Source organism: Paenibacillus thiaminolyticus (genome assembly GCF_007066085.1).
Taxonomy (GTDB): domain Bacteria; phylum Bacillota; class Bacilli; order Paenibacillales; family Paenibacillaceae; genus Paenibacillus_B; species Paenibacillus_B thiaminolyticus.
Genome location: NZ_CP041405.1, coordinates 302,057 through 325,636 on the forward strand (window position 1 = coordinate 302,057; position 23,580 = coordinate 325,636).

Here is a 23,580-nt window from a genome sequence, read left to right on the forward strand (position 1 = left end):
GTGATTTGTGCGGGGAGATACCCTGCAGATCCTCAATGGTTCGCCCAGGAAGATGCCAGGCTACAACAACTTGAGGCGGAGGTGGTTAACGGGTGCAACACAATCCGAAGCAAGAGCAGCCGGAATGCATCCCGCATCCGATTCGGAAAAGCGACGGCGCCGGTGCAACCGATTTTGGCCCGCGCGACGTAATGCGCGACCGGGAGAACCCGGATATGTTCGTGCCGCCGGTTACGGACGAGGGACTCTTGCCGAATTTGAAGTTCTCGTTCTCCGACGCGCATATGCAGCTGAATCAGGGAGGATGGTCCCGCGAGATTACGGCGCGGGAGCTGCCGGTCGCGAAGACGCTGGCTGGCGTGAATATGCGTCTTACGCCGGGAGGGGTAAGAGAGCTTCATTGGCATCAGCAGGCCGAATGGTCCTTCATGATATTGGGCCGGGCGAGGATTACGGCGGTCGATCAGAACGGCCGCAATTTTATTGCCGATGTCGGTCCGGGCGATTTGTGGTATTTCCCGCCGGGCATTCCTCATTCCATTCAGGGGCTAGAGGAAGGCTGCGAGTTCCTGCTTGTCTTCGATGACGGCAATTTCTCCGATCTGAACACCTTGTCGATCTCCGATTGGTTCGCGCACACCCCTAAGGAAGTGCTGTCGGCCAATTTCGGAGTGCCGATAAGCGCATTTAAGCATGTGCCGGCCGAGCAATTGTACATTTTCCAGGACGAGGTTCCAGGTCCGATCTCGGAGGCGCAGGTGCCTGCCCCGAACGGCACTGTCGAGCGGAGCTTCGTGCATCGTCTGCTCGCCCAGCCTCCGCTGACGACGCCGGGAGGCTCCGTCCGCATCGCCGATTCCTCCAACTTCCCCGTATCCGTTACGGTGGCCGCCGCCCTGGTGGAGATTAAGCCCGGCGCGATGAGGGAGCTGCACTGGCATCCGAATAATGACGAATGGCAGTACTATCTTAGCGGTCAAGGGCGGATGACGGTCTTCGCGGGCAGCGGCACGGCACGGACGTTCAATTACCGGGCAGGGGACGTCGGATACGTTCCGTTCGCGTTCGGCCACTACATTCAGAACACGGGCACGGACAGCTTGTGGTTCCTGGAAATGTTCAAGAGCGACCGCTTCGCCGACCTGTCTCTCAATCAATGGATGGCGCTGACTCCGCATGATCTGGTGAGAGACAATGTCTATGGGTCGCCAGAGCTGATGAAGTCGCTCTGCAAGACGAAATGGCCTGTCGTCAAGTATCCGGGAATTCCGCCGGTCCTTGAACAGGACTAGGCCAGCCGGTATGTTACTTCGGCAACCGCCGGCGCGCGACTTCGGCAATAGCCGGAAATTGCGAACAGGTGTCATAGAATGGCGGTGAGAAGAGCGGAGGCTTCTGACCCGTTCCGTGCCGGCCGGGTCTTGCGCCTACCGGGATGGCGCTGCCGCCGCCCCGGTCGCTGTCAGCTTCGGATCGGACTCCACCTCGGGATACCGCGGCGACGGGCCGTCCAGCAGCGGCGCTTCCTTGCCGAGCAAGTAGCGATCGAAGAAGGAGCGGACATAGTCCCGCTTAATGCGGACGGATTGGTCCGCAGACACCTCCTTGGCGAACATCGGAGACAGGAGGGCGACATCCGCGAAGCTCTGATGGAAGAAGCCCTTGACGGTCAAGTAGTAGCGGTCGGCAGAGCTTTTCTCGAAGACGGACTGGAGATCCGGAATATATTCCTCGTAGAACAGCTTCTCCCGCGTGCCTTGGCCGATCCCGCCTTCTTCTGCGGCCTGCTTCCCTTCAAGCTGCTCCCGGATCATATCCGCCGTATCGGATGTCAGCATATACAGGAACGGCTGCTTCAGGCCCGTGTGCGCCACGCTGCCCCAGAAGCCGCCTTCCAGGCTTGCCCCGGCCTTGAACCGGCTGTCCTTGGCCAACGTCTCGGCCGTCGTCGCCCCGCCGTAGGAATGCCCGAAAATGCCGACCCGCTCAAGGTCGAGCTTGCCGCGCAGAAGCTTGTCCGCATCGCCCGTTCCGGAGTTCCATTCGGTCAGCGTGTCCAGCACGAAGCGGGCATCCTCGGAACGAATGTCTATCCCGGTCACATTCGCCTCATACTGCGCTGCGGAAGTCGGGTACTCGGGCCCGGGGCGGTACAGTACGCTCCTCCCATCGGGGAAATCCACCTTGGAGGACGTGTACGGATGATCGGTGCCGACGACGATATATCCGTGGCTGGCCAGCTCTTCGACTATCGTCATGCTCTGATAGCGCGTGGAACGAACCCCGGGAGAGAACAGCAGGACCGGATACTTCGGCTGCGTACCCGAGACGGCGGGTCCCTCGACCGTATGGGTCGGAATGGCGTCCAGATATCCGAACAGGGACGGCGGGAAGCGGAAGACAAGACTCATCGCTTCGGTCACTTCCTTCGGATAGGGCTTGCGCGGCAGCTTGGCCGCCGCATCGTGATCGGCCGGATACCAGACGGTGATTTACGCCAAATAGACGGAACCCCCGGACAACGCCAGCCCGAGCAGCGACAGCGCTGCGATCGTAAGGCGAGACGGGCGGGGCCGGCCATCCCCGCTGTGAATGAGTCGGACGAGAAGCATCAAGCCTAGAAGCAAAGCCAGGATATAGGCCGGCACCATCTGCAGCCGAAGCTGGCCGATGCCGGCATGCAGCAGGAACGCGGCGGCCAGGATGAACAGGGCGGGCCCATCCAGCCGCTTGTTCTTCCTCCCGAAGCAGATCCACCCGGCTGCCAGCAGGTTGGCGGCGATAACGACAAGTTCCAATCCAGTCATATTACATACCTCCAGTGCAACGAACTCGCTCCCGGATTCCGGGAACGGGTTCTTCTGATTTTCACCTGTAGTATAAAGTCTGTAGCATGCTACAATGTCAAGTCCTGGTTCATCCATCGTCATCATCGTTCGAACGAAATGTCTGCAAATACTGCTCAATGTCCTCCTCCGCGGTTGCCAGCAGTTCGATCAGCAGCCCCTTCATCTTCTGCAGTGCTTCGATTCGCGCTTCGAGCTGGCCGATTTTTTCCCGCACCACTTCTCTCAACTCATCCGCCTCCATTTGGGTTGTCAGCAGATGCAGTGCTTCTTTTAATTTCATTCAGCGAATAACCGAGCGACTTGGCGTCTCTGATGAATTTCAACCGGACCCGATCCTTGTCTGTGTAGACCCGGTAGCCGTTGGGCGCCCGTTCAGGGGCAGGCAGCACTTCTTGGAGTTCATAGTACCGGATCGTTTCCTTATGCACTCCGGTGAGCTTGGCGAGCTGGCTTCTTGTCATCTTCATCCTTCCGCCCTCCGTCACATGCAGATGTATGCTTGAAATTGTACAAAGAAACGCTCTTGTTTGTCTATTTCCGGCCGGGGCAGGCGGGATACAATGGCAAGCGAACGAATGAGAATGAATAGGAGCAGACCGGATCATACATGCGGGGAGCTCGAGCAGCCCCTCGTCTTCGGACAGGAGATTAAGGAATTGACGCACAGGGAATGTTACCCGCTCTTGCCCATGAGGCGAGGCAGCTCATCAAGCAGCAGCTCTCTCGTGAGGGCATCCGCGTAGTTCCATTTGACGGCTTCGCGTTTTTTGCCCAGCCAGCTGCCGAGCGTATGCAAGCGATGCTCAAGCAAAGCGAAGGAATTGAACGTGACCGTAGGAGCGATTCTGGAGATGCGGCTCTATTGGCGCTCATCCGCGTTGGCGAAGATGATGAGATCCGGATTGATCGGATGTCCGACATCTGCGACAGAGATGAACCGATCTCGAAAAAGAAAATGATTGCTGAAGCGGTTATGACCGCCAATCGCATCCACGCCAAGCGCCAGCAGATCCCCGAGCGTTTCCCCGTAGTAGAAGATTCGCTCTGGCCGGGCCGGAATCTCGACTTCATGCCCTGTCCAATCTGTTACCCGCGTCCGGCTTCTCATGGAACGGGCATATTGTCTGGCCGTCACTCCCGTTGTCTGCCGGAAGCGGCGGTTGAAGTAATATTCATCGGAAAATCCGACTTGGCGGGCGATCTCCCGCAGCGGATCCTGCGATGCGATCAAGAGCTGCTTGGAGCTGTTGATGCGCAGCTCGGTCACATAATCAAGCGTCTTCTTGCCGGTCAACTCATGGAAGAGGGCCGTATATTGCCACTGCGACAGTCGGGCCACTCGGCAAGCTGCCGGACCGTTATCGGCTCCCCATAATTGCTCTGCAAATAGCCGATTGTATCCTCGACCGACTGGGCCGGGTTCGGCGCATGCTCGGAGCGGAAGTTCTGCTCGAACAGAAATCGGAGCAGCTCCTGAAAGCGAAGCTGCCGCCGGAAGGACTCCAAATCGGACCGGTGATGTCTCCTTGCATGCAGCTCGTCCGCGATACGAATAAGCCGGGAGAACGGATAGGCCGCAAGCTCATAACGCTCCGGCATTAGGCTGCCCGTATAATCCGTATGCCGGGAAAGACCTACCTGGATGGCGGCGAAGGCGAGCCAATAGAAGCGGACGGCGTTATCATATCCGTTGCTGATGCGAGCCGCGTTTCCGGGCGCGAGCAAGTAGCATTTGTCAGCACCGAAATGGAAGGGACGGCCATCCACGGCAAGACTGCCGAACCGCTTGTAAAAATGAGCAAGGAATGGTTGTTTTCCGTATGTATGCCGCCGGTCCATCCGACAGGCCGGGCAATCAGCCCGATGTTCGACAAAAGAAAGAGCAACGAACGGAGTGGAACGGAAGTGTGAGCGTCTTCAGTCATCACATTGCTGCCCTTCTCTAATTGATAATGATTATCGGTAATTATTGTAGTAGAAAAATAGAGGCTTTTCACTGGCTAATGAAATGAGGGGCATTTTATTTTGTGTAAAAGAAAAGGCGAGGAAAAAAGGACGTCGGGAAGCCGCCCGCTTGGCTAATGGGCCGCCGCTGAAGGAGTTAGCCGGCAACCCGTCCCTCGATGGGGGAGGAAGGGCTTTCGATTTTGTGCAAAAAATCGCTTTCGTTTGTCCATTGTCACTACTGTGCGATCGACCTAGAATGAAATTGATGAAAATGAGAATCAATATCAAAACTACCATAAGGGTGACATGCATGAATCAAGCGGCAAACGTGTTACGCAAGGAAACCGTCCCGGAGGAAGTCGAATTCCGGTCGCGTCCGTGGGCGGGCGGCATCATGATTATAGGCGGCCTGATTGCGTTGGCATTCGGCCTCGTCTTATCGATATCGTTCGGCGCGGCGGATATCAAGTTCGCGACCGTATGGGAAGCGATCTTCCGCTTCAATCCCGACGTGACGCAGCATCAGATTATTCAAGAGCTCCGATTGCCGCGTGTCTTGGGCGGGGCGATGGTCGGAGCATGCTTCGCTGTGGCCGGAGCCATTATGCAAGGCATGACCCGGAACCCGCTGGCGGATTCCGGACTGCTCGGACTTAATGCGGGGGCCGGATTTATGATGGCCATCTGCTTCGCCTTTTTCCCGGGCTTGCCGTTCATGTATCTGATTTTGTACGGCTTCCTGGGCGCCGGGCTCGGGGCCGGGCTTATCTATGGCATCGGCTCGCTGGCCAAGGGCGGACTTACGCCGGTGCGCCTTGTACTGGCCGGAGCCGCGCTCAGTGCGCTGCTGTCGGCGCTGAGCGAAGGGATCGCGCTCTATTTCAAAATCGGGCAGGATCTGGCCTTCTGGTATGCAGGCGGTGTAGCCGGGACGAAATGGTTCCAGCTCAAAATCATGTTCCCTTGGATTGCGGCCGCGCTCATCGGCGCAATCGCCATCTCGCGCTCAATCACGATGCTCAGTCTGGGCGACGAGATCGCGAAGGGGCTGGGGCAACGCACCGGACTGGTGAAGCTGGCGGGTACGATCATTGTCCTGATTCTGGCCGGTGCGGCCGTGTCCGTTGTCGGAGCCGTCGGGTTCGTCGGTCTCATAATCCCTCATCTGGCGCGTTATCTGGTCGGCGTCGACTACCGCTGGATTATTCCTTGCTCGGCGGTGCTCGGCAGCCTGCTTGTCGTATTCGCCGATCTGGCCGCGAGAATGATCAATCCGCCGTTCGAGACGCCTGTCGGCGCGCTGATTGCGCTTATCGGCGTTCCGTTCTTCCTCTTCCTGGCGCGTAAAGAAAGAAGGGAGCTGTAAGCGAAATGGCACAGATTACACCATTGACGCCCGAGCGCCGCAAGCGAAACCGCAGCCTTGCGATTATGGCCATATTGGGAATCTTGATTATACTCATGTTCATGGTCAGCATGAATACCGGATTCATCCGGCTGTCTCCGCTGGATCTGGTACGCACCCTGTTCGGAGCGGGGACCGATAAGCAGCAGCTGATTCTATTCGAATTCCGCCTGCCGCGGATCGTCCTCTCCCTGCTTATCGGGGCAGGCCTGGCCGTATCGGGCTGCGTCATGCAAGGTATCTCCCGCAATGCTCTGGCCGATCCGGGCATTCTCGGCATAAACGCCGGCGCCGGACTTATCGTGATGCTATTCTTCTCATTCTATCCGACGACGGCTGCGGCTCCGGTGTTCCTGCTGCCGGTGCTGGCCTGGATTGGCGCGGGACTGACGGCCGCCCTCATCTGCGCGCTGGCCTATAAGCGGCATGAAGGGATGCGGCCGACGCGCCTGCTGCTGACGGGCGTGGCCGTTGCGGCGGGAATCAGCGCCGCCATGATCGTGATGACGCTGCGGCTGAGCCCGGAGAAGTATCAATTCGTGGCGACCTGGCTGGCTGGAAGCATCTGGGGAACGAACTGGAAGTTCGTGCTGGCGCTGCTGCCGTTCATCGTGTTGCTGCTGCCCTATGTCTTCTGCAAGGCGCGCGTCATGAATGTGCTGAATCTGGGCGAGCAGATGGCAGCAGGACTCGGCGCGAATGTGTCGCGTGAGCAGCTGAAGCTGCTCGCGGCAGCGGTCGGTCTCGCCGGCTCCAGCGTCGCCGTAAGCGGCGGCATCGGCTTCGTCGGACTGATCGGCCCGCATCTGGCCCGGCGCCTTGTCGGACCGAAGCATCAGCTGCTGCTGCCGGCTTCCGCGCTGACCGGCGCGCTGCTTGTGCTGGCGGCAGACACGATCGGCCGCTGGATTTTGCAGCCGTCCGAGGTGCCGACAGGCATCGTCGTCGCCGTTATCGGCGCCCCTTATTTTCTCTATCTGCTTGCGCGATCCAAAGCGTAAGCAAGCGATGGACAGACGTCCTGATCATGAACGAAAAGAGAGGTTATCACTGTGTTTCGACGCTTTTTTGCTTACTATCAGCCCTATAAATGGCTATTCATTCTCGATTTCTCCTGCGCCATCCTGGCCGCATTGCTGGAGCTGGCCTTCCCGATCGCCGTCAACGGCGTCGTGGATCAGCTGCTGCCGAGCGGCAACTGGAGGTGGATTCTGTATGCCTGCCTCGGGCTTCTGGGCATTTATGTCGTCAGTGCCGGACTGCACTTCGTCGTTACCTACTGGGGGCATAAGCTGGGCATTAACATTGAGACGGACATGCGCAAAAAGCTGTTCGATCATGTGCAGAAGCTGTCTTTCCGCTTCTTCGACAACAACAAGACAGGCCATCTCGTGTCCCGGATGACGAACGATCTGATGGATATCGGCGAGATTGCGCATCACGGGCCGGAGGATCTCTTCATCGCCGTCATGACGCTGGGGGGCGCCTTCGGCATCATGCTGAGCATCAACTGGGAGCTCGCCGTGCTGACATTCATCATCGTGCCGCTCATGATTTATTTGTCGCTCTACTTCAGCCGCAAAATGTCGCGGGCCTTCAAGCGAATGTTCGCCGATATTGCCGACTATAACGCGCGGGTGGAGAACAACGTGAGCGGCATCCGGGTCGTTCAGGCGTTCGCCAACGAGAAGCATGAGATTCGCCGCTTCGCCGAGAACAACGCCCGCTTCCGGTTGACGAAGCTCATTACGTATAAGATTATGGCCTGGAATTCCTCGATCAGCTTCATTCTGATGAAGCTCATCTCGCTGTTCGTGCTCGTATGCGGCACATGGTATGTCATCAACGATCAGATGACGTACGGGGAATTCATTGCCTTCGTTATGTTGTCTAACGTATTTCTCGGCCCGATCAAACAGATCAATGCCGTCATCGAAATGTATCCGAAGGGGATCGCCGGCTTCAAGCGGTATCTCGAGCTATTGGAGACAGCTCCCGATATTGCTGACGCTCCCGATGCCCGTCCGATTGGCAAGCCGCAAGGGAATATTCGCTACAGCGGCGTAAGCTTCGGATATGAGAACAAGGAGAAGATCTTGAACGGCATCGACTTGACCATTCGGGCGGGAGAGACCGTCGCGCTCGTCGGCCCGTCCGGCGCTGGCAAGACGACGCTGTGCAGCCTGCTGCCGCGCTTCTATGAGATCGGCGAAGGCTCGATATCGATCGATGGGACAGATATCCGGAAGATTACGCTCGAATCGCTCCGTTCTCATATCGGAATTGTGCAGCAGGACGTGTTCCTGTTCGACGGCACGATTCGGGAAAATATCTCGTACGGCAAGCTTGGCGCAAGTGAGGAAGAAATATGGGAGGCCGCGCGGAAGGCTCAGCTGGAGGATCTGATTTTGTCTTTGGAGGAAGGAATGGATACGCTCATCGGCGAACGCGGCGTCAAGCTGTCGGGCGGTCAGAAGCAGCGCTTGTCGATTGCCCGCATGTTCCTCAAGAACCCGGCAATCCTCATCCTGGATGAAGCGACCTCGGCGCTGGATACGGAGACCGAGGCGGCGATTCAGGAGGCGCTGGCCGCGCTCTCGCAGGGAAGGACGACGCTTGTCATCGCGCATCGGCTGGCCACAATCAAGAATGCCGATCGGATCGTCGTCGTCACCGAGCAAGGCATTACGGAGCAAGGGAAGCATGATGAACTATTGGCGGCCCAGGGCATCTACTACCGGCTGCATCAGGCTCAGTTCGGCGTTGGCATGATGATTTCATAAATTTTGTAGAGGCTGTTCCCACAGTCCGCTTTGATCACTAAATGATAGAGGAAGTATGTTGAAGCCGGCTTTTATGAACACGTATTTCTCGAGTTCTATAGTATAGAATACCGGAGCGAAGGGAGCAGGACGATGATGAAGGAACGGCTTCAGACACAGAAGCTCGACATTGGTTACAGCGAGAGGGCGATTGTGCAAAATTTGAATCTGTCCATTCCGCACGGCAAAATAACGGCCCTCGTCGGAGCGAACGGCTCCGGGAAATCCACGATTCTGAAAGCGATGGCCCGCCTTATGCGGCCCAGTTCGGGGGGCGTGTTGCTTGACGGCCGATCGATTCACTCCATGTCGACGAAGGAGGTGGCGAAGCAGCTTGCCATCCTGCCTCAGAATCCGTCGGCCCCGGACGGTCTGACCGTCGCCGAGCTGGTCGGATACGGCCGCTTCCCGCATCAGAAGGGATTCGGCTCGTTGTCGGCGGAGGATCGGGATACCGTCGCTTGGGCGATTACAATGACGGGCATGAACGCCTTCCGCGACCGGCCCGTCGATCAACTGTCCGGAGGCCAGCGCCAGCGTGCCTGGATTGCGATGGCGCTGGCCCAGCAGACGGACATTCTGTTCCTTGACGAGCCCACGACCTTTCTCGACATGGCCCATCAGCTGGAAGTGCTCCAACTGCTGCACAAGCTGAATCGGGAAGAAAGCCGCACCATCGTCATGGTCGTCCACGATTTGAATCATGCCTCCCGCTATGCCCAGCATATGGTCGCGATCAAAGCGGGTACGGTCGTCGGCGAGGGAACGCCGGCAGAAGTGATGACACCGCAGGTGCTGCGGGAGGTCTTCGGCATCGAGGCCGATATCGTGGCCGATCCGAGGACTGGCGTTCCGCTCTGCTTGCCTTATGAATTGGCGGGCTGCGCGGCTGCAGAGACCGATGCCGTGGAGCGAAGCCTTGACACCGCATGAGTAAAGAGGACGGCATGGATCAGAAGGGAAAGGGGGCACAAGGAAGGGGCTCTGCCATAAGTAGCTTTAGCTACAGGGAGGCAGCCCCGCCCATGATTCCGGCTCACAGCGAAGTGGATGAAAATACTGTAAAAGTGCAGTTTTTCTATATGTCGTGTTTTCCGTTGCCAGAAGTCCTGCAAAACTACATCAATTTGTGACTGTGCAATGGGCAAAAGACAAAAATCGATGGAAATAATGTAGTTTTGCAGGAAATTCATCAGGGAGGGGCTGAAATAGCATAAATTCCTGCACAAATGCAGGATTGGCTGCCTCAACCATCTTCAGCTGCTCGTCCCGCCACTCATCCTGCTCTTCATCCTGCAACTGACCCCGCTACTGGTCCGCTACTCATCCTGCAACTCATACTGCTACTGACCCCGCTACTCATCACGCTGCTCATCCCGCTGATGGCCCCGCCGTTCCCACATCTGCCTTATCAGTTGTCCCGTCTTGCCATGCGTCATACATCATTCAAGCCCGATGGGACAATCCATATTCGTTGATAAGTTAAATCCGCCGGCCGTAAGTGCGCAAATAATCCTCCACGTCATTGTATGCCCCGGTCTGATTAGCGTATTTGACGTAGTTCTTCGCTTTGCGCAGCCATTCCAGCGTAGACGGGCGCGCGGTCTCCAGCAGCGCTTCGAAATCGGACATCCGAATCGGACGCTCCTGGCCGGATTCGAGAATTTCCCCGAGCACCCGCTCGGCTGCGCTCTCGCATAAATGCTCAATGTCCGCTCCGGAGAAAAATTCGGTCCGGTTCGCCAGCCGCACGGTGTCGATGTTCCCGATATAGCGGCCTTCCAGCTTCAAGCGGAACATGTGCTCCCGCGCTTCCTCGTCCGGAGGCGCGACAAAGACGAGCCGATCGAAGCGGCCGGGGCGCTTGAGCGCGTCATCTACGTCCCAAGGCATGTTCGTCGCGCCGATGACGAGCAGCTGATCCGTGCTCGTATCGATGCCCTCCATCTCGGCCAGGAACGTGTCGATCATGCCGCGCATGCTGGACGAAGACTTCGAGCGGTTGAAGCCGACGGTATCGATTTCGTCGAAAAACAGGATGCTCGGCTTATGCGCACGCGCGTTGTCGAATAAATCTCGCAAATTTTGCTCGCTGACGCCGATGTATTTGTCCAAAATGTCTGCAATATGAATAGGGAAGAACGCAGCCCGGCATTCGCCTGCGGTCGCCTTGGCCATAAACGTTTTGCCGCACCCCGGCGGGCCGTACAGAAGCACGCCTCCGCCTGCCTTTTTGCGGAATTTGGAGAACAGTCCCTGGTTCTGGAACGGACTGATAATACGCAGTTGGATCGTCTTCTTCAGTTCCTGCAAGCCGGCGACATCCGCGAACGTCACTTTGTGAGGCGCGTCCGCTGGCGAAGCCGCCGCGGATTTTCCGCCATCCAGCACCTGCAGACCGATGCCCGAGCGGGCGAAGACGGCCGCATGTCCGGCCTGAGCGGTTTCCCATTCCTCGTCCGCGACATCCTCAACTTCGATTTCCTCGTCATCTTCATCATCTGCCTCTTCGGAATCTGGCGCACTGCTTCCCATGCCAGTTCGGGACTGGGCGCCAGATTCGCTGCTTCCCATGCTAGTCCAGGACTCGGCGCGAGATTCTCTGCTTCCCGCGCCGGCCTCTCTGCCTGCGTTCCCGGCCGCAGCGTGCTGCTCTGCCGAACCGCCGCCATGCTGCAGCCGCGCAGTCGCTTCCGACAGCCCCGCCAGCAAGGCGGAGCGGAGCGCATCGTCGGCGCAGACGGCAAGCGCGGCGCTGTATTGCCCGATCGCGTCCACCCATTGTCCGCGTGCCGCGTATTCCGCTGCCAGCCAGTAGATCGCTTCGGCATCGTTCGGATGCTGCTGTGCCATGCGCAGTAAAAAAGATAGCCTGTCCATCCTCTTCATCTCCTTGCTTATGTTTCCTCATTATGATGTTCTATCGATATATCCTTCGCGATTAGACAAAGCCGGCAGCTTCTGCCGAAATCCATGCCGGCAACCCTTTTTTCCAGCAGCGGGTACGTACCGGATCCAGTTGTCCCGTGTCTGCGGCCCATTTCAGTTCCGATTCGCTATGCACGCCGCGGAGCATTCCGCCTTCCGCCACAATCCAACGCTCCTCTTCCGTATTCCGCACCGGAAGATTCCAGCGCGGCGCGTAGGAAGCGTCATAAGGGTAGCGCACCGGATTATCCGCCGCCGTCAGCGATGCCGCATACACTTGGAGATCGCTGAGCATGGCGTGCAGCGAAGCGGCGTCTCCGCGGCGGAACATCTCTTCTTCGCCGACATAGAGCGATTTGTTGCGCACAGTGAATTGCAATTCAGGCAATCCGGCCAGAGGGAGAGCGGCTCGCGCCCGCTTGCAGTAAAGTGTATCGTTGCAAATGCTAATGGCCCGTCCCGTGATGGTCAATCCGTATTTCCACGGGGTTCCCGGTTCGGTCTTGCAGAACGCCAACAGCGGTTCCGTGCCGGGGATGCGGAAATGCTCACGGATAAGCTGATCTTTTTCTTCGTCCATATCGTAATCATTCAATTTGTCAAAAAAAGAATGCGCCCGGCAAACCGCTGCAATGAACTCAACATCCAGCAGAGGATAAGTATCGTCAGGGTAGACGGCAGCAATCGGAGCGTCAAGCCCGGCCAACTGGGGCAGTGCCTTAATTTTGTTCAGCATATCGAGCCATTCCGCTCCGCCGATCGGACTGCCGCTGACCGAATACGTTTCTTCGCCATCCAGAACCAAATTTTCCTTTTTGGGCACAAACGCTAACTCGACTTGACGGAGCCGATGCCAAGGGATAAAAACGCAGCCTTCCGCGAGCCCCTTCCAATACAGACCCTGATCAGTGAATACGACGCCATTCTTTCCTTTGCTGATAAGGGAAAAATCGAAATACGCCCAGACGGACCAGTCCGCGGGAAGCGGATAATTTCTCATTACGCGTTCATTAATTTTCTCCGGCAATGCTTTCTTATAAATGGCATCGCCGCCGTACGGCTGCAAGACTCGCAGTATCGCCTGCCGCAGGGATATCGCTTCTTCCGGGCGGTCTTCCGAACCAGGCGAATGCAGCGTCTCCGCATCTTGACGCACAGCGGCCAACTGCGCTAGCTCACCGATATCGGTGAACAGGTCAATCCATTCCGCATGCTTGAGCGGATTGCCAAGCAAATTGATCTCGTTCCCGGACAAATGCAGCGTCGTATCATCGGAAGGCCCCCGGGCCGGGGGAGTGAATTGCCGCCAGGACAGGAAGTTTATCGTGATGACTCTCCAGTATATTCCCTCTTCGGTGAACGCGATCCCGCCCTTGCCTTTGCTGAAAATCGTGAAATCAAAAAAGGCGAGCACGGTCTCGTCCCGCGGGATATTGCACCTGACACGAACGGGGGCCAGCAAGTCATCGGGAATCGGGTGAAGATAGACTTTATTCCGGTGATAAGTCTGGCAGACGCGAAGCAGCGCTTCATGCAGCGTCTCCTTGTCCTGCGCGTCGCTTCGCTCCTTCTCAAGCTCCGAAGCTTCCTGCGAAGCGAATTCGAGCGCCGTATCCCGCAGCCGGGTCACTAACGCTGCCAACTGCTCGCCGGGCATAGGCGAGGAGGACAGGCCGAGCTGGAGAATCGAATCGAGAACCAGGTTTTTCTTTTGAATTTCAATCGTTTTGAGTTTGGCGAATTTTATCCATGGGATGAAGGTTTTGGTCCATACTTCTTTGCAATAGAGCCCGCCTGCGCCGATGGCGATTCCGTCCTTGCCGTATCCGAAAATCGTGAAATCGTAAAAAGCGATCAACCGCTCATCAACCGGCACGGCGAATTTTTGCCTTACTCTCGTGAGAATGTGATCGGGGATCTGTTCGGGATAACATTTATCCCCGTTATAAGGTGAACAAGCTTCTCTTAACGCTTGAATGAATGCTGTAGAATGCTCCACAGATACTGCGACTCCTTTCCTGCTATCCTTGCATCGAATCTAGCAGACCTTTCTTATTTCCGTCTTGTAAACAATTGCCCGATAAGATAAAAAGGCGCGACAAGCACAAATAGCAAGATCCAGTACGGATAGTGGATCAAGCAGCGGTACAACCATCTTCGAACCGGAGTGGAATAGAGCTTAATCCGATTCATCTGGGATAACGTGTCCAGCCAGGAATGAATATGGACGTTGCCCGGATATTCCGTGTCCAGCTTGCGGAAAAGCCGCTCAGCCGACAAATACTGTTTGTCGTCATACAGCAGCTTCCCATAGGTGACCTGCATCTCCAAGTCGCTGGGCTCCAGCTTCAAATAGGTTCGAAGTTCCTTCAATGGCCGGGCGCCGTAGTCAAGTTGAATCTGAGCAGCCAGCCTCCAATGATCAGCTTCTGCAGGATGTATCCGGCATATGGCCTTCCAATATTGTTTTTTGGCGTTGTAATATGTTTTGGCATTTTGACGGTAGGCATCGATCGTTTGTTCCACCGTGAGCGCATCCGAGTAATTCGGATCCAGCATCAGCGCCAGCTCGCAATGAGATTGGGCGGAGCCCAAGTCGCCATACATCATGTAATGACAAGCAAGGCGAACATGAAGATTGGTATGCTCCGGATCGAGGAGGATGCCCTCCTTCAGATGTTCGAATTCCTTTTCCGGAATGCGCAGCGCTTCATAGCAGAGGGAGATCAGAAAATGCGATTCGGAATCGGGCTCCAGCCGGAGCGCCTCATGCAGCATCGCGATGGCCTTGTTCACTTGGGAGCCGTAATCCGGCCGGAACCTGTATCCGAACCGTTGGAAGGCCCGATCACGATCCAGGCCTTGATACCATGCTCTGGCCAGCCATTTTCGATAATAAGGGGATTCCGGGTTCAACCCGACACATTGCTCGAAATAGTCCGCCGCCTGTCTGAAGTCACCTGACTCATAGCAAAGCATGCCCATCAGATCCAAGCCCGCTTCCGCGCCTGGATGAGCAGCAAGCAGCTCGCGCGCCGTATTCTCCGCTTCTCCATACCGCTCCATTCGGAGATAACATAATGACATCAGATATAATGCACCTTCGTGCTGGGGAAAATAGCGCAGCATCTCGGCGGCGCTCGCTATCGCTTCCTCATGTCTGCCTGCATTCGTCAAATCGTCCGTTTTCAGGTATAACTGTTTCTCCAGCTCCCAATCATCATCCAATTGTATGGTTTCGCTTTCTGTTGTCTCGCTCATTCCTCATCCTTCTCCTGTCGGCATCGGTATGTACTCCTATACGTCCTATACGCCCGGGTTCATGGCCCGCGCATCCTTGCAGACGGGTCCGTCTGGGCATACCTTACATCTTTCGGCAAAATATGCGGGGATACCTGCTTCCCGAATAAAGTTAGCGGACATCACCTCGTTTTTTTGCGGCGGGTTGAGATGTTTATCGACAGCAACGGTCATTAGAAACGCAAGATACCGGTCTTGATTTTTCCAAAAGGGATGGTAGACTTGATGTACTTTTGAAATGGGCAGGTTCAATCTGTATCCGGAGGTGTTCATTTGTACCCGAAGCTGGAAGATCCAAGGAATCACCAGGAATGGCTTCCGCCGCACTCCTTCGCTTGGTACGCTCAAATCGCGGCCTTATCCGGCGCATATGCATATTCATGGAATTCGACGATAACGGAGCCGAATGCCGAAGTTCGATTCGAGCAGGAAGTGAGAGAAATGGTCAGCGATCGCATCGTGCTTGACGTAGGCTGCGGCCACGGGGAATTCACGGCGCAATGGGCTCCGAGCGTGAAGCGAATCATCGGCTTGGATGTGACGAGCGGCTTCATCGCGGCCGGAAGGGACCAGCCTCCGCCCAATGTCGCCTTCGTCACCGCCAATACGAAGGAACGGCTTCCGTTCGCGGACGGGGAATTCGATTGCGTCTATAATCGCAGAGGTCCGACCTCATGCTATCAGGATATTGCCCGAGTCATGAAGCCCGGCGGGCGCATTCTCGCGCTTCATCCGGGCGATCGGATGTCAATGGAGCTGCCACGTTTGTTCCCCGGATTTTTCGAGCCTTCCCCGGACGGAACACCTATACTGGATCGCCTTGCGCAGCGACTGGAGCAGGGAAGGCTGAAGCAGGTTGAGATCGAGACCGTCACCAGCGTTCAATATTTGCATGAGCCGATGGATGTGATCCGCATTCGCTGCTTCGGACAATCGCCTGCGCTTATCGCGAAAATTATCGAGGAGTCTTTGTCCGGCATAGAAGCGATTTTCCGCCGCCATGCCATGGCTCAAGGCTTGCCGGCGACGTATGAACAATATCTAGTACGGGCCGTTAGCTAACGGCGGAAGGGATTGGAGATGAGCAGAGACGCGATAGTCAGGTTCGCAGCTTATCCGGAAGCGGTGCAGGCATATTGCAGGGGAGCAGCTGTTACGGTCGTGAAGGACAAACCCCGCTCCGCCGTGTATCGGGTGGATCGCGCGGACGATTCTTTTTATGTGAAGGTGACCGCAGCGGGGGAGATGGAGAACGAAGCGCGAATGACGGGGCATCTATCGAAGCTCGGCGCCTGTCCGGACGTAAGAATGTACAGGACCGACGCTTTCCGGGATTACCTCATCACGGATCGAATCGTCGGCGCGGATGCGGCGAGTTCCGAATATATTGCTGAGCCATCCCGGCTGTGCGACGTGTTTGCCGACAGCTTGTCCTATTTCCATCGGCTTCCCGGCACGGGCTGTCCCTGCACGAACGGGTTGGAGGACATGGTCAGCCGGGCGGAGGAGAATTACCGGAATGGGAAGGCGGAGATGAGCCTGCTCCGGCATGCGGGATATGCGAGTGCCGATGCGGCATATAAGGATATGATGGCTCTATACCGTGGCTTATCCGGCTGTGGGGATCGGACGATTATTCATGGCGACTATTGCTTGCCGAATCTGATGCTGCACCAATTCGAGCGGAGCGGTTACATCGATGTGGGCTACGGCGGCTTGGGCGATCCGCATTATGATCTGTTCTGGGCGCTGTGGTCGCTGCAATTCAACCTGGGGAGCGACCGCTATGCGGAACGCTTCATCGAGGCCTATGGAAGAGAACAGGTGGACGAAGAGCGGCTGCGGCTGTGCGGACTCGTATCCGTGTTCAACGGCTTCCGCGGGCAAGATTATTACGAACGGCAAGATCATAAGCCGAACGGAGGAGGGGAGCGGCTTGGGGAACGTCGTGACGAAGTATTTTGATTACGGGGAGCGGGAAATCAATTATTTGCGAAGCGCCGATGCGGCGCTTGGGGCTGCGATGGCCCGGCTCGGCCGGGTGGAGCGGGTCATTATGCCCGATCCGTTCGCCGCGCTTGTTCACGCTATCGTGGGCCAGCTTGTCTCCGTGAAGGCGGCCAACACCGTCTGGGAACGGATGCAGGAGCGTCTGGGGGATATCTCTCCCCAGAATCTCGCAGCGCAGCCGGCTGAACGGATTCAAGGCTGCGGCATGCCGATGATGAAGGCGGAGCGTATTCGCGAGATTGCCTGGCTTGTCGCAAATGGCGAATTCGACCTGCAGGAGCTGTATCGCTTATCCGATGCGGAGGCAACCGCCCGCTTAATGACGCTGCCCGGAGTCGGGAAGTGGACGGCCGAGATGCTGCTTATCCATGCTTTGGAGCGGCCGGACGTCGTGAGCTGGGGGGATATCGCCATTCGCCGCGGCATGATGGCCTTATATGGTCTTCACGAGATGACGAAGGCGCAGTTCGATCGGTATCGGCAGACGTATTCGCCGTATGGTTCGGTCGCTTCCATTTACTTGTGGGCCTTGTCTTTTGAATAAGCGGCTCGGCGCCTGGCCGGACGGCGGGCGGGAACGAGGCGGACGTCACGAAAAGCAAGCTGGAGAGGAGATTTGGACATGGACACCACGATTCGAGCACAGATTATGGCGCTGGCGGATGAGAAATACCGGCAATTTTCAGCTTCCTTGATTCCGAATATTAATAATGTTGTCGGGGTGCGGCTGCCGGAGCTGCGCAAGCTCGCCCGGAACATTGCGAAGGGCGACTGGCGGGCTTATTTGGCGCAAGCGGACAGCGACTATTTCGAGGAAGTGATGCTGCAGGGCATGGTGATTGGTTGCGCCAAGGCGGATGTGGAGGAGATTCTGCATCACATTGCCGCATTCGTGCCCAAAATCGACAACTGGTCCGTATGCGACAGCTTCTGCTCGGGCCTTAAAATCACCTCATTGCATAAAGAGCGAGTCTGGGAGTTCATCCAGCCTTACCTCGAATCGGACCGGGAATACAACATTCGCTTCGGCGTCGTGATGCTCTTGAATTATTATATCGATGAGCTTCATATTCACCGTGTGCTGGAGCGGCTGGATCGGATTACGCACGAGGGCTACTATGTCAAAATGGCGGTAGCTTGGGCCGTATCGATCTGCTTCGTGAAGCTGCCGGACATCACCATGGACTATGTGCGAAGCAATTCGCTCGACGACTTCACCTACAATAAAGCGCTGCAAAAGATTACGGAGTCATACCGCGTCGCTCCGGAGACGAAAGCGCTGATTCGAAGCATGAAGCGGAAATAAGGAGTTAGGACGCGGTACGCTACTCGGGAGCGGCAAATCGCCGGCATCGGGTGAGAGGCTTGCGCTTGTACAACGCAAAGAAGCAGAGTCATTCCGGTAAATATGCCGAAGCGGCTCTGCTTCTTTGATTTTTACCCCGGGTATGTCTCCAGGCTCAACCACGACATAGAGCGTCAAGGCTCGAATCCCGCCTGGCTGATGAACAGTTCCTCTTCGGAAAAATGCCGCCGCAGCCGGTCATAGACGATGCGATAGGCGGAGGGATGATACCATTCCTCCAGTCCCAGCTGCCGGTACAACGCTAGCATGTTCAATTGGCGCGTTCTTTTTCCGCCGCTCCCGTCCCCCATAAAATAATCGTCGATGCATACCCGCTTCACGAGCGGGCGGAGCACGGCCCCGAACGCTTCGCTGCTCGGCAGTACCGGCGCGATCGTGGCCTGGGCCGGCACGCCGGCTTCCGCTAGCAGCTCGAGCGTCTTGAGCCGTGCCGGAATGGGTGGAGCTTGGGGCGAGAAGTGCTTGCGTATCTCTTCAAGGTCCGTCTCCACGGTCATACTGACGCGAACGGCATCGCCAAGGCGGACCAGCAGGTCGATATCTCTGCGCACGAGCGGGCTGCGCGTCTGCACGAGCAAGAAGCCGGGCGGACACTCGGCCATAATCTCCAGCAGCGAACGGGTAATGCGCTCTTGATGCTCGATCGGCTGATACGGATCGGTGCTGGATGACATGAAGATGGTAACAGGCCCTTTCTCCTTGGCCCGCCGGTATTCCTTCCGGAACAGCTCGGCCGCGTTCTGCTTGACATCGATCCAGCTACCCCATTCCTCGTCGCGGAAGATCGACACCGGCATGCGGCGCACATAGCAGTAGGAGCATCCGAATGAGCAGCCTGTATAAGGATTAAGCGAGTGGCTGTAGCCCGATAGGAACCCCGTGCCTTTATTAAGAATAGTTTTCGGTGATTTGTAAGTGCATGCCGGCTTCATGTCCGTCCTCCTTTACTTCGCATCATGGAAGATGATGCCCAGACTATATCTCGTGCCTTCCGTAACCGTGCTGACGCCATGCCGAACCGCGGTTCGATAATACCCGCGCAGGCCTTGCACCGGGCGCTGATTCGTCGGGAAAATGAGCCCTTCTCCTTGCGCCAGCGTCAGGGCGTGCCCCCGGCTCTGCGCCCGCGGCCGCTGCTCCACCAATAGGAACTCGCCTCCCTTGTAATCTTCCCCTAGGCGGTTCAGCGCGAATACAACCTGAAAGGGGAAGAACACATCGCCGTACATATCTTGATGGAGGCAATTGTAGCCGCCCGCTTCATATTTCAGGATCAGCGGGGTAGGGCGGGTCTGGCCTGCTTCGCGGCAGCGCTCCTGGAATTCGGCCAGCCGTTCCGGGTATGCTGCCGCGCCGCCCCTTAACCGCTCCGTCCAGTCATTCGCTATCCGGGCCAGGCCGGGGTACAGCTTTTCTCTAAGCTGCTGCAGCAGCGGCGGAAGCGGAGTATCATAATATTTGTACTCTCCGATTCCGAAGCGGTATCTCGCCATGGCAATCGTCTTGCGGAAATTCGCTTCCTCCGTATAGGTGCCGATAATATGCTCGCAGGCGGCTGCATCCAGCAGCGGCGGAAGCTTCGCATAGCCTTGCTCGTCCAATGATCGCCGGACGCAGCTCCAGTCGAGCTGTGACATCCGTTCTGTCAGGCGGTCAAGCATGCATCTGCGCTCCCCCTGCGGTCAGGACTTCCCGCTCCAACCGGAGCAGCCTCGCTTTCATGTCCAACCCGCCGCGGTAGCCTGTCAGCGCTCCGTCCTTGCCGATGACGCGATGGCAAGGAACGGTGATGAGAACGGGGTTGGCCCCGATGGCTGTTCCGACGGCCCGAACAGCGGACGGACGCTGAAGCTGCTCGGCAAGCTCGGAATAGGACAGCGTCTGTCCGTATGGGATGCCGCATAGCGCGCGCCAGACCGCCAATTGAAAAGGCGTTCCTTGCAAGTCCAGCGGCATAGCGAAGCTGCGCTGCTTGCCCTGCAGATAGCCGGCAAGCTCCTTGGCATACGGCTGCAGCTTCCCGTCATCCCGCTGCAGCATCCTGCCCGGCCAACGGCGGCCTGTCCATTCGGCGATGGCCGCGAGCGGCTGGCCCGGAGAGCCGACATAACAGAGTCCGGCGTTTGTCGCCGCAATGATGAGATTCCATTCCTCGTGCGCGACAACGGACCAATAGATGGGTGTATCAGCTTTCTTTTCCATAGTCGATATCCTCCTTCGCTGCCTCCTGCTGCCGCTTCCGGTACTCGGCCGGGGTGCAGCCGGCAGTCTGCTTGAACAATGTAATGAAGTAGGGGGGATTGGCCAACCCGACGGACTGCCCGACCTCGGCTATCGCCAGCTTCGTTGATCGAAGCAGTTCCTTGGCTTGACCGATCCGCCGCCGCTGAACGTATTCAACCGGGGTTACGCCCATGATTTTTTTGAAAATCCGGTGCAAATGATAAGGGCTTCCGTGACTGATCTCAGCCAGGCGACTTAGCGTCAGCTTCTCCGCATAGTTCCGGTCGATATACGCGGTCACGATCGCAATCCATTCATCATCCGGCAGCCGCTCTCCGGTCGGCTTGCACCGCTTGCATGGACGGTAATGCGCGGACAGCGCCGCTTCCGGACTGCGGAAAAAGCCGACATTTTCGCGCTTGGGAGGCCTGGATTTACACGAAGGGCGACAAAAAATGCCCGTTGACTTCACGGCGTACCAAAATTGACCGTCATAAGCGTTGTTATTGCTGACAATGGCCTGCCACATTTCATCGGTTACAGGCTCCGGCATGTGCGCTCACCTCCACCCCTAGTATATCCTTCGGAATAGGCGTTTGTACGGGAATACGAATAGAATAGCAAGATACCGAAATTGTATAAAACAATTATACTTCAGACCGCGACTGGAGCGGCACAGGCAGATGCTTCCGCATGAAAAAAACGATACAGCCATTCTGTTCCCGCCAATCGATTGGAGTCCGGACAGCACGAAAAATATTGACCTCCGTGTGGAAAATGCATGATCCCCGGCCTGGCGCCGCGGCCCGGAATCCGTTCCTCCCAAACTCCCCATGGGTCAGGTAGTCGTATATGCTCGGAGTTCCTTATACCCAATCTCCCCATGGGTCAGGGATTCTCGTATATGCTCGGATTTTCTTACAGCCGATCTCCCCGTAGGTCAGGAAACTCGTGTATGCTCGGAGTTCCTTATAACCGATCTCCCCACGGGTCAGGTAGTCGTATATGCTCGGATTTTCTTACAGCCGATCTCCCCATAGGGTCAGGAAGCGAATATACTCGGATCTTCATATAGCGAATCTCCCGATGATTCAGGAAGTCGACCATGCTTGGATCTCCCCATAAATCCGAAAGAAAGCAAAACTGGCATATTAGAAAAATTACGAAGAACCAGAACTAAGATGTTACGCATGGGGAGGTTCTAGCATTGAAACAAAATACATTTGCTGATTAAGTAATGGAACCCATGAAATGAACCTGACTTAACGGGAGAGTGAACCAAAGAGCTGAAGTATTAGACTTCCTGACTCGTTGGGAGAGTGAACCAAAGAGCTGAAATGGAAGGCCATCCTGACTTGACGGGAGAGTGAAGCAAAGAGCTGAAATAGAAGACTGTCCTGACTTGATGGGAGAGTGAAGCAATGAGTTCAAATAGAAGACTTCCTGATTCAACGGGAGAGTGAAGCAAAGAGCTGAAATAGAAGACTGTCCTGACTCAATGGGAGAGTAGTGCAAGGTGCGGAAATAGACGGAGGGCAATCCGCCTCAGGCCTGAAAGTTAGGAATGCTCCCGGTATTTATTCGCGGTTATCTGTCTGCACGGGGCCGCTTTTTCTATATCTTTTTTATTTTCATGTTGAGCTTACCTTAATTCTGACACATTCCCCCTGTATTGTATGGATTGTAGCCACCGCAACGTATGACAAAGGGTTCTCGTACAGTTGCGGCAGGTAAAACCAAGATTGCAGCAGCAATCACAACCAGGAGGAGATTCAATATGAAAAAGAAATTGTCTGTAGGTATCGCTTCATTAGCTGTTCTTGCTATGGCCGGTTCGGCCTATGCGGCGGATGTACCGGGCAGCAGCAACGCCAGCAACACAGTCAAGGTCTCTACGGCTCAAGCTGCGGTGGCAACCGAAGCTGTGACCGGCGGTCAAGGCAAGCAGCAAATACTTGCCAAAAATATCTTCGGTGATGGCTCCGAGATCGCAGTTAGCGCTATAAGCTTTGATGAGATAGCCAAGGAAAAGGCGAAGGAAAAGGGCATCACCGTGGAGGAACTAATTGCACAGTTGAAGCGGGAAGTGAAGACAAGCCAAGTGGACAAGTGATGATGATGAAGAAGTAAGACTGACAAGCCTCTGGCCGTGATGCCGGAGGCTTTTTTTATAGGAGGAATACATTTGCCCACGCCTTATTAGATGTACGTCAATGATTGCCAAGAGGAAACTATATTGCTATAATGATATCAAATAAGCATCCATGAAATGGGGTATTGTCATGCAGCCTGAACAACCAGGAGGGCTGGAAAATTCGCTATCACATCTGCAATGCGTACTGGTTGCGAGACGGGCACGAATTAATCCGGAACAGCTTACATGGGCGCAGTACGATATTTTGGAGCTGCTGCGCATTCGCGGTCCGCTTATGCCTTCGGAGATCAGCGAGAGGCTGGGCATGTCGCGCTCGGCCATCTCGAAAGCTCTGCGAGTCTTGAAGGACAGGCAATTCATCGAACAGTCGGCACGCCAGCAGGATCGGCGGGAACAGACGACGACATTGACCGCTGAGGGCAGAGCGTTCCTGTCCTTCGCCGCACACAGCCGGCGTGAAGCCGCGGACATCGCCGCTTCTGTCCTTACGCCCGGGGAACAGGGCATGTTCGCCGAGCTATGCCGGAAGGTAGCGGACGCGCTCGATGACGCTTAGTTCGAAATATCAGTCATAT

The 23,580-nt window shown here is 56.3% G+C and carries 25 protein-coding genes; 11 read left to right on the plus strand and 14 right to left on the minus strand.

Annotated features, from left to right (window positions below):
• The first annotated feature begins 92 nt into the window (after window positions 1–92).
• Complete coding sequence (locus FLT43_RS01240; RefSeq protein WP_087443707.1) at window positions 93–1,292, plus strand: oxalate decarboxylase family bicupin; 1,200 nt, start codon at window positions 93–95, stop codon at window positions 1,290–1,292.
• A 135-nt stretch (window positions 1,293–1,427) separates the two neighbouring features.
• Here the strand turns inward: FLT43_RS01240 and FLT43_RS01245 are convergent, their stop codons facing one another.
• The 7 genes from FLT43_RS01245 to FLT43_RS29150 form a co-directional block, all read right to left on the minus strand.
• Window positions 1,428–2,492 (minus strand): alpha/beta hydrolase family protein, encoded by a 1,065-nt coding sequence (locus FLT43_RS01245; protein WP_315974111.1) that lies wholly within the window; start codon window positions 2,490–2,492, stop codon window positions 1,428–1,430.
• The gene (locus tag FLT43_RS29865; RefSeq protein ID WP_244194281.1) at window positions 2,493–2,807 is read right to left on the minus strand and encodes a hypothetical protein; all 315 of its coding nucleotides are present in this window, start codon (window positions 2,805–2,807) and stop codon (window positions 2,493–2,495) included.
• A gap of 109 nt (window positions 2,808–2,916) precedes the next feature.
• A complete protein-coding gene (locus FLT43_RS29870) occupies window positions 2,917–3,075 on the minus strand; it encodes a hypothetical protein (RefSeq protein ID WP_244194280.1) in 159 nt (52 codons plus the stop codon).
• 1 nt (window position 3,076) lies between these two features.
• Window positions 3,077–3,316 carry a MerR family transcriptional regulator gene (locus FLT43_RS29875; RefSeq protein ID WP_244194279.1) on the minus strand — a complete coding sequence of 80 codons (240 nt, stop codon included), beginning with the start codon at window positions 3,314–3,316 and terminating at the stop codon, window positions 3,077–3,079.
• A gap of 206 nt (window positions 3,317–3,522) precedes the next feature.
• The gene (locus FLT43_RS30420) at window positions 3,523–3,645 is read right to left on the minus strand and encodes a hypothetical protein (RefSeq protein ID WP_255321566.1); all 123 of its coding nucleotides are present in this window, start codon (window positions 3,643–3,645) and stop codon (window positions 3,523–3,525) included.
• A gap of 63 nt (window positions 3,646–3,708) precedes the next feature.
• Window positions 3,709–4,188: a helix-turn-helix domain-containing protein gene (locus FLT43_RS01255; protein ID WP_164776242.1), complete on the minus strand. Its 480-nt coding sequence runs from the start codon at window positions 4,186–4,188 to the stop codon at window positions 3,709–3,711.
• Window positions 4,140–4,616 carry a hypothetical protein gene (locus FLT43_RS29150; RefSeq protein ID WP_167386826.1) on the minus strand — a complete coding sequence of 159 codons (477 nt, stop codon included), beginning with the start codon at window positions 4,614–4,616 and terminating at the stop codon, window positions 4,140–4,142. The genes FLT43_RS01255 and FLT43_RS29150 overlap by 49 nt, the downstream gene beginning before the upstream one ends.
• A 490-nt stretch (window positions 4,617–5,106) precedes the next feature.
• Between FLT43_RS29150 and FLT43_RS01260 the strand changes: the two genes are divergently transcribed.
• From FLT43_RS01260 to FLT43_RS01275, 4 genes are all read left to right on the plus strand, one after another.
• Window positions 5,107–6,162 (plus strand): FecCD family ABC transporter permease, encoded by a 1,056-nt coding sequence (locus FLT43_RS01260; protein ID WP_087443704.1) that lies wholly within the window; start codon window positions 5,107–5,109, stop codon window positions 6,160–6,162.
• A 5-nt stretch (window positions 6,163–6,167) separates the two neighbouring features.
• Window positions 6,168–7,202, plus strand: a complete 1,035-nt coding sequence (locus tag FLT43_RS01265; protein ID WP_087443703.1) for a FecCD family ABC transporter permease — start codon at window positions 6,168–6,170, stop codon at window positions 7,200–7,202.
• A gap of 51 nt (window positions 7,203–7,253) precedes the next feature.
• Window positions 7,254–8,984, plus strand: coding sequence for an ABC transporter ATP-binding protein (locus FLT43_RS01270; RefSeq protein ID WP_087443702.1), 1,731 nt, complete (start codon window positions 7,254–7,256; stop codon window positions 8,982–8,984).
• Window positions 8,985–9,119: 135 nt separating this feature from the next.
• On the plus strand, window positions 9,120–9,956 hold the full coding sequence (locus FLT43_RS01275; RefSeq protein ID WP_087443950.1) for an ABC transporter ATP-binding protein: 837 nt from the start codon (window positions 9,120–9,122) through the stop codon (window positions 9,954–9,956).
• A 549-nt stretch (window positions 9,957–10,505) separates the two neighbouring features.
• On the opposite strand, the gene FLT43_RS01280 is transcribed toward FLT43_RS01275, so the two are convergent.
• The 3 genes from FLT43_RS01280 to FLT43_RS01290 all read right to left on the minus strand — a co-directional run bounded on the left by FLT43_RS01280 (window position 10,506) and on the right by FLT43_RS01290 (window position 15,212).
• The gene (locus FLT43_RS01280; RefSeq protein ID WP_087443700.1) at window positions 10,506–11,903 is read right to left on the minus strand and encodes an ATP-binding protein; all 1,398 of its coding nucleotides are present in this window, start codon (window positions 11,901–11,903) and stop codon (window positions 10,506–10,508) included.
• Between the two features lie 61 nt (window positions 11,904–11,964).
• A complete protein-coding gene (locus tag FLT43_RS01285) occupies window positions 11,965–13,950 on the minus strand; it encodes a DUF4339 domain-containing protein (RefSeq protein WP_087443699.1) in 1,986 nt (661 codons plus the stop codon).
• 53 nt (window positions 13,951–14,003) lie between these two features.
• The gene (locus FLT43_RS01290; RefSeq protein WP_087443698.1) at window positions 14,004–15,212 is read right to left on the minus strand and encodes a tetratricopeptide repeat protein; all 1,209 of its coding nucleotides are present in this window, start codon (window positions 15,210–15,212) and stop codon (window positions 14,004–14,006) included.
• Between the two features lie 312 nt (window positions 15,213–15,524).
• Between FLT43_RS01290 and FLT43_RS01295 the strand changes: the two genes are divergently transcribed.
• The 4 genes from FLT43_RS01295 to FLT43_RS01310 all read left to right on the plus strand — a co-directional run bounded on the left by FLT43_RS01295 (window position 15,525) and on the right by FLT43_RS01310 (window position 18,567).
• The gene (locus FLT43_RS01295; protein WP_087443697.1) at window positions 15,525–16,313 is read left to right on the plus strand and encodes a class I SAM-dependent methyltransferase; all 789 of its coding nucleotides are present in this window, start codon (window positions 15,525–15,527) and stop codon (window positions 16,311–16,313) included.
• A gap of 18 nt (window positions 16,314–16,331) precedes the next feature.
• Window positions 16,332–17,216, plus strand: coding sequence for an aminoglycoside 3'-phosphotransferase (locus FLT43_RS01300; protein ID WP_087443696.1), 885 nt, complete (start codon window positions 16,332–16,334; stop codon window positions 17,214–17,216).
• Window positions 17,188–17,805 carry a DNA-3-methyladenine glycosylase family protein gene (locus FLT43_RS01305; RefSeq protein WP_087443695.1) on the plus strand — a complete coding sequence of 206 codons (618 nt, stop codon included), beginning with the start codon at window positions 17,188–17,190 and terminating at the stop codon, window positions 17,803–17,805. Before FLT43_RS01300 ends, FLT43_RS01305 begins: the two co-directional genes overlap by 29 nt.
• Before the next feature lie 78 nt (window positions 17,806–17,883).
• Window positions 17,884–18,567: a DNA alkylation repair protein gene (locus tag FLT43_RS01310; RefSeq protein WP_087443694.1), complete on the plus strand. Its 684-nt coding sequence runs from the start codon at window positions 17,884–17,886 to the stop codon at window positions 18,565–18,567.
• A 173-nt stretch (window positions 18,568–18,740) separates the two neighbouring features.
• Here FLT43_RS01310 and FLT43_RS01315 read toward each other — a convergent pair whose 3' ends face one another.
• The 4 genes from FLT43_RS01315 to FLT43_RS01330 are packed head-to-tail and all read right to left on the minus strand — an operon-like array spanning window position 18,741 to window position 21,403.
• Window positions 18,741–19,559 carry an SPL family radical SAM protein gene (locus FLT43_RS01315; RefSeq protein ID WP_087443693.1) on the minus strand — a complete coding sequence of 273 codons (819 nt, stop codon included), beginning with the start codon at window positions 19,557–19,559 and terminating at the stop codon, window positions 18,741–18,743.
• A gap of 12 nt (window positions 19,560–19,571) precedes the next feature.
• On the minus strand, window positions 19,572–20,288 hold the full coding sequence (locus FLT43_RS01320; RefSeq protein WP_087443692.1) for a 2OG-Fe(II) oxygenase: 717 nt from the start codon (window positions 20,286–20,288) through the stop codon (window positions 19,572–19,574).
• On the minus strand, window positions 20,281–20,829 hold the full coding sequence (locus FLT43_RS01325; protein WP_087443691.1) for a methylated-DNA--[protein]-cysteine S-methyltransferase: 549 nt from the start codon (window positions 20,827–20,829) through the stop codon (window positions 20,281–20,283). The genes FLT43_RS01320 and FLT43_RS01325 overlap by 8 nt, the downstream gene beginning before the upstream one ends.
• On the minus strand, window positions 20,813–21,403 hold the full coding sequence (locus tag FLT43_RS01330; RefSeq protein WP_087443690.1) for a bifunctional transcriptional activator/DNA repair enzyme AdaA: 591 nt from the start codon (window positions 21,401–21,403) through the stop codon (window positions 20,813–20,815). Before FLT43_RS01330 ends, FLT43_RS01325 begins: the two co-directional genes overlap by 17 nt.
• A 1,224-nt stretch (window positions 21,404–22,627) precedes the next feature.
• On the opposite strand from FLT43_RS01330, the gene FLT43_RS01335 reads away from it, so the two are divergent.
• Window positions 22,628–22,963, plus strand: coding sequence for a hypothetical protein (locus FLT43_RS01335; protein WP_087443689.1), 336 nt, complete (start codon window positions 22,628–22,630; stop codon window positions 22,961–22,963).
• Between the two features lie 169 nt (window positions 22,964–23,132).
• Entirely contained in the window at window positions 23,133–23,561 is a 429-nt protein-coding gene (locus tag FLT43_RS01340; protein WP_087443688.1) for a MarR family winged helix-turn-helix transcriptional regulator, read from the plus strand.
• Window positions 23,562–23,580 lie beyond the last annotated feature (19 nt).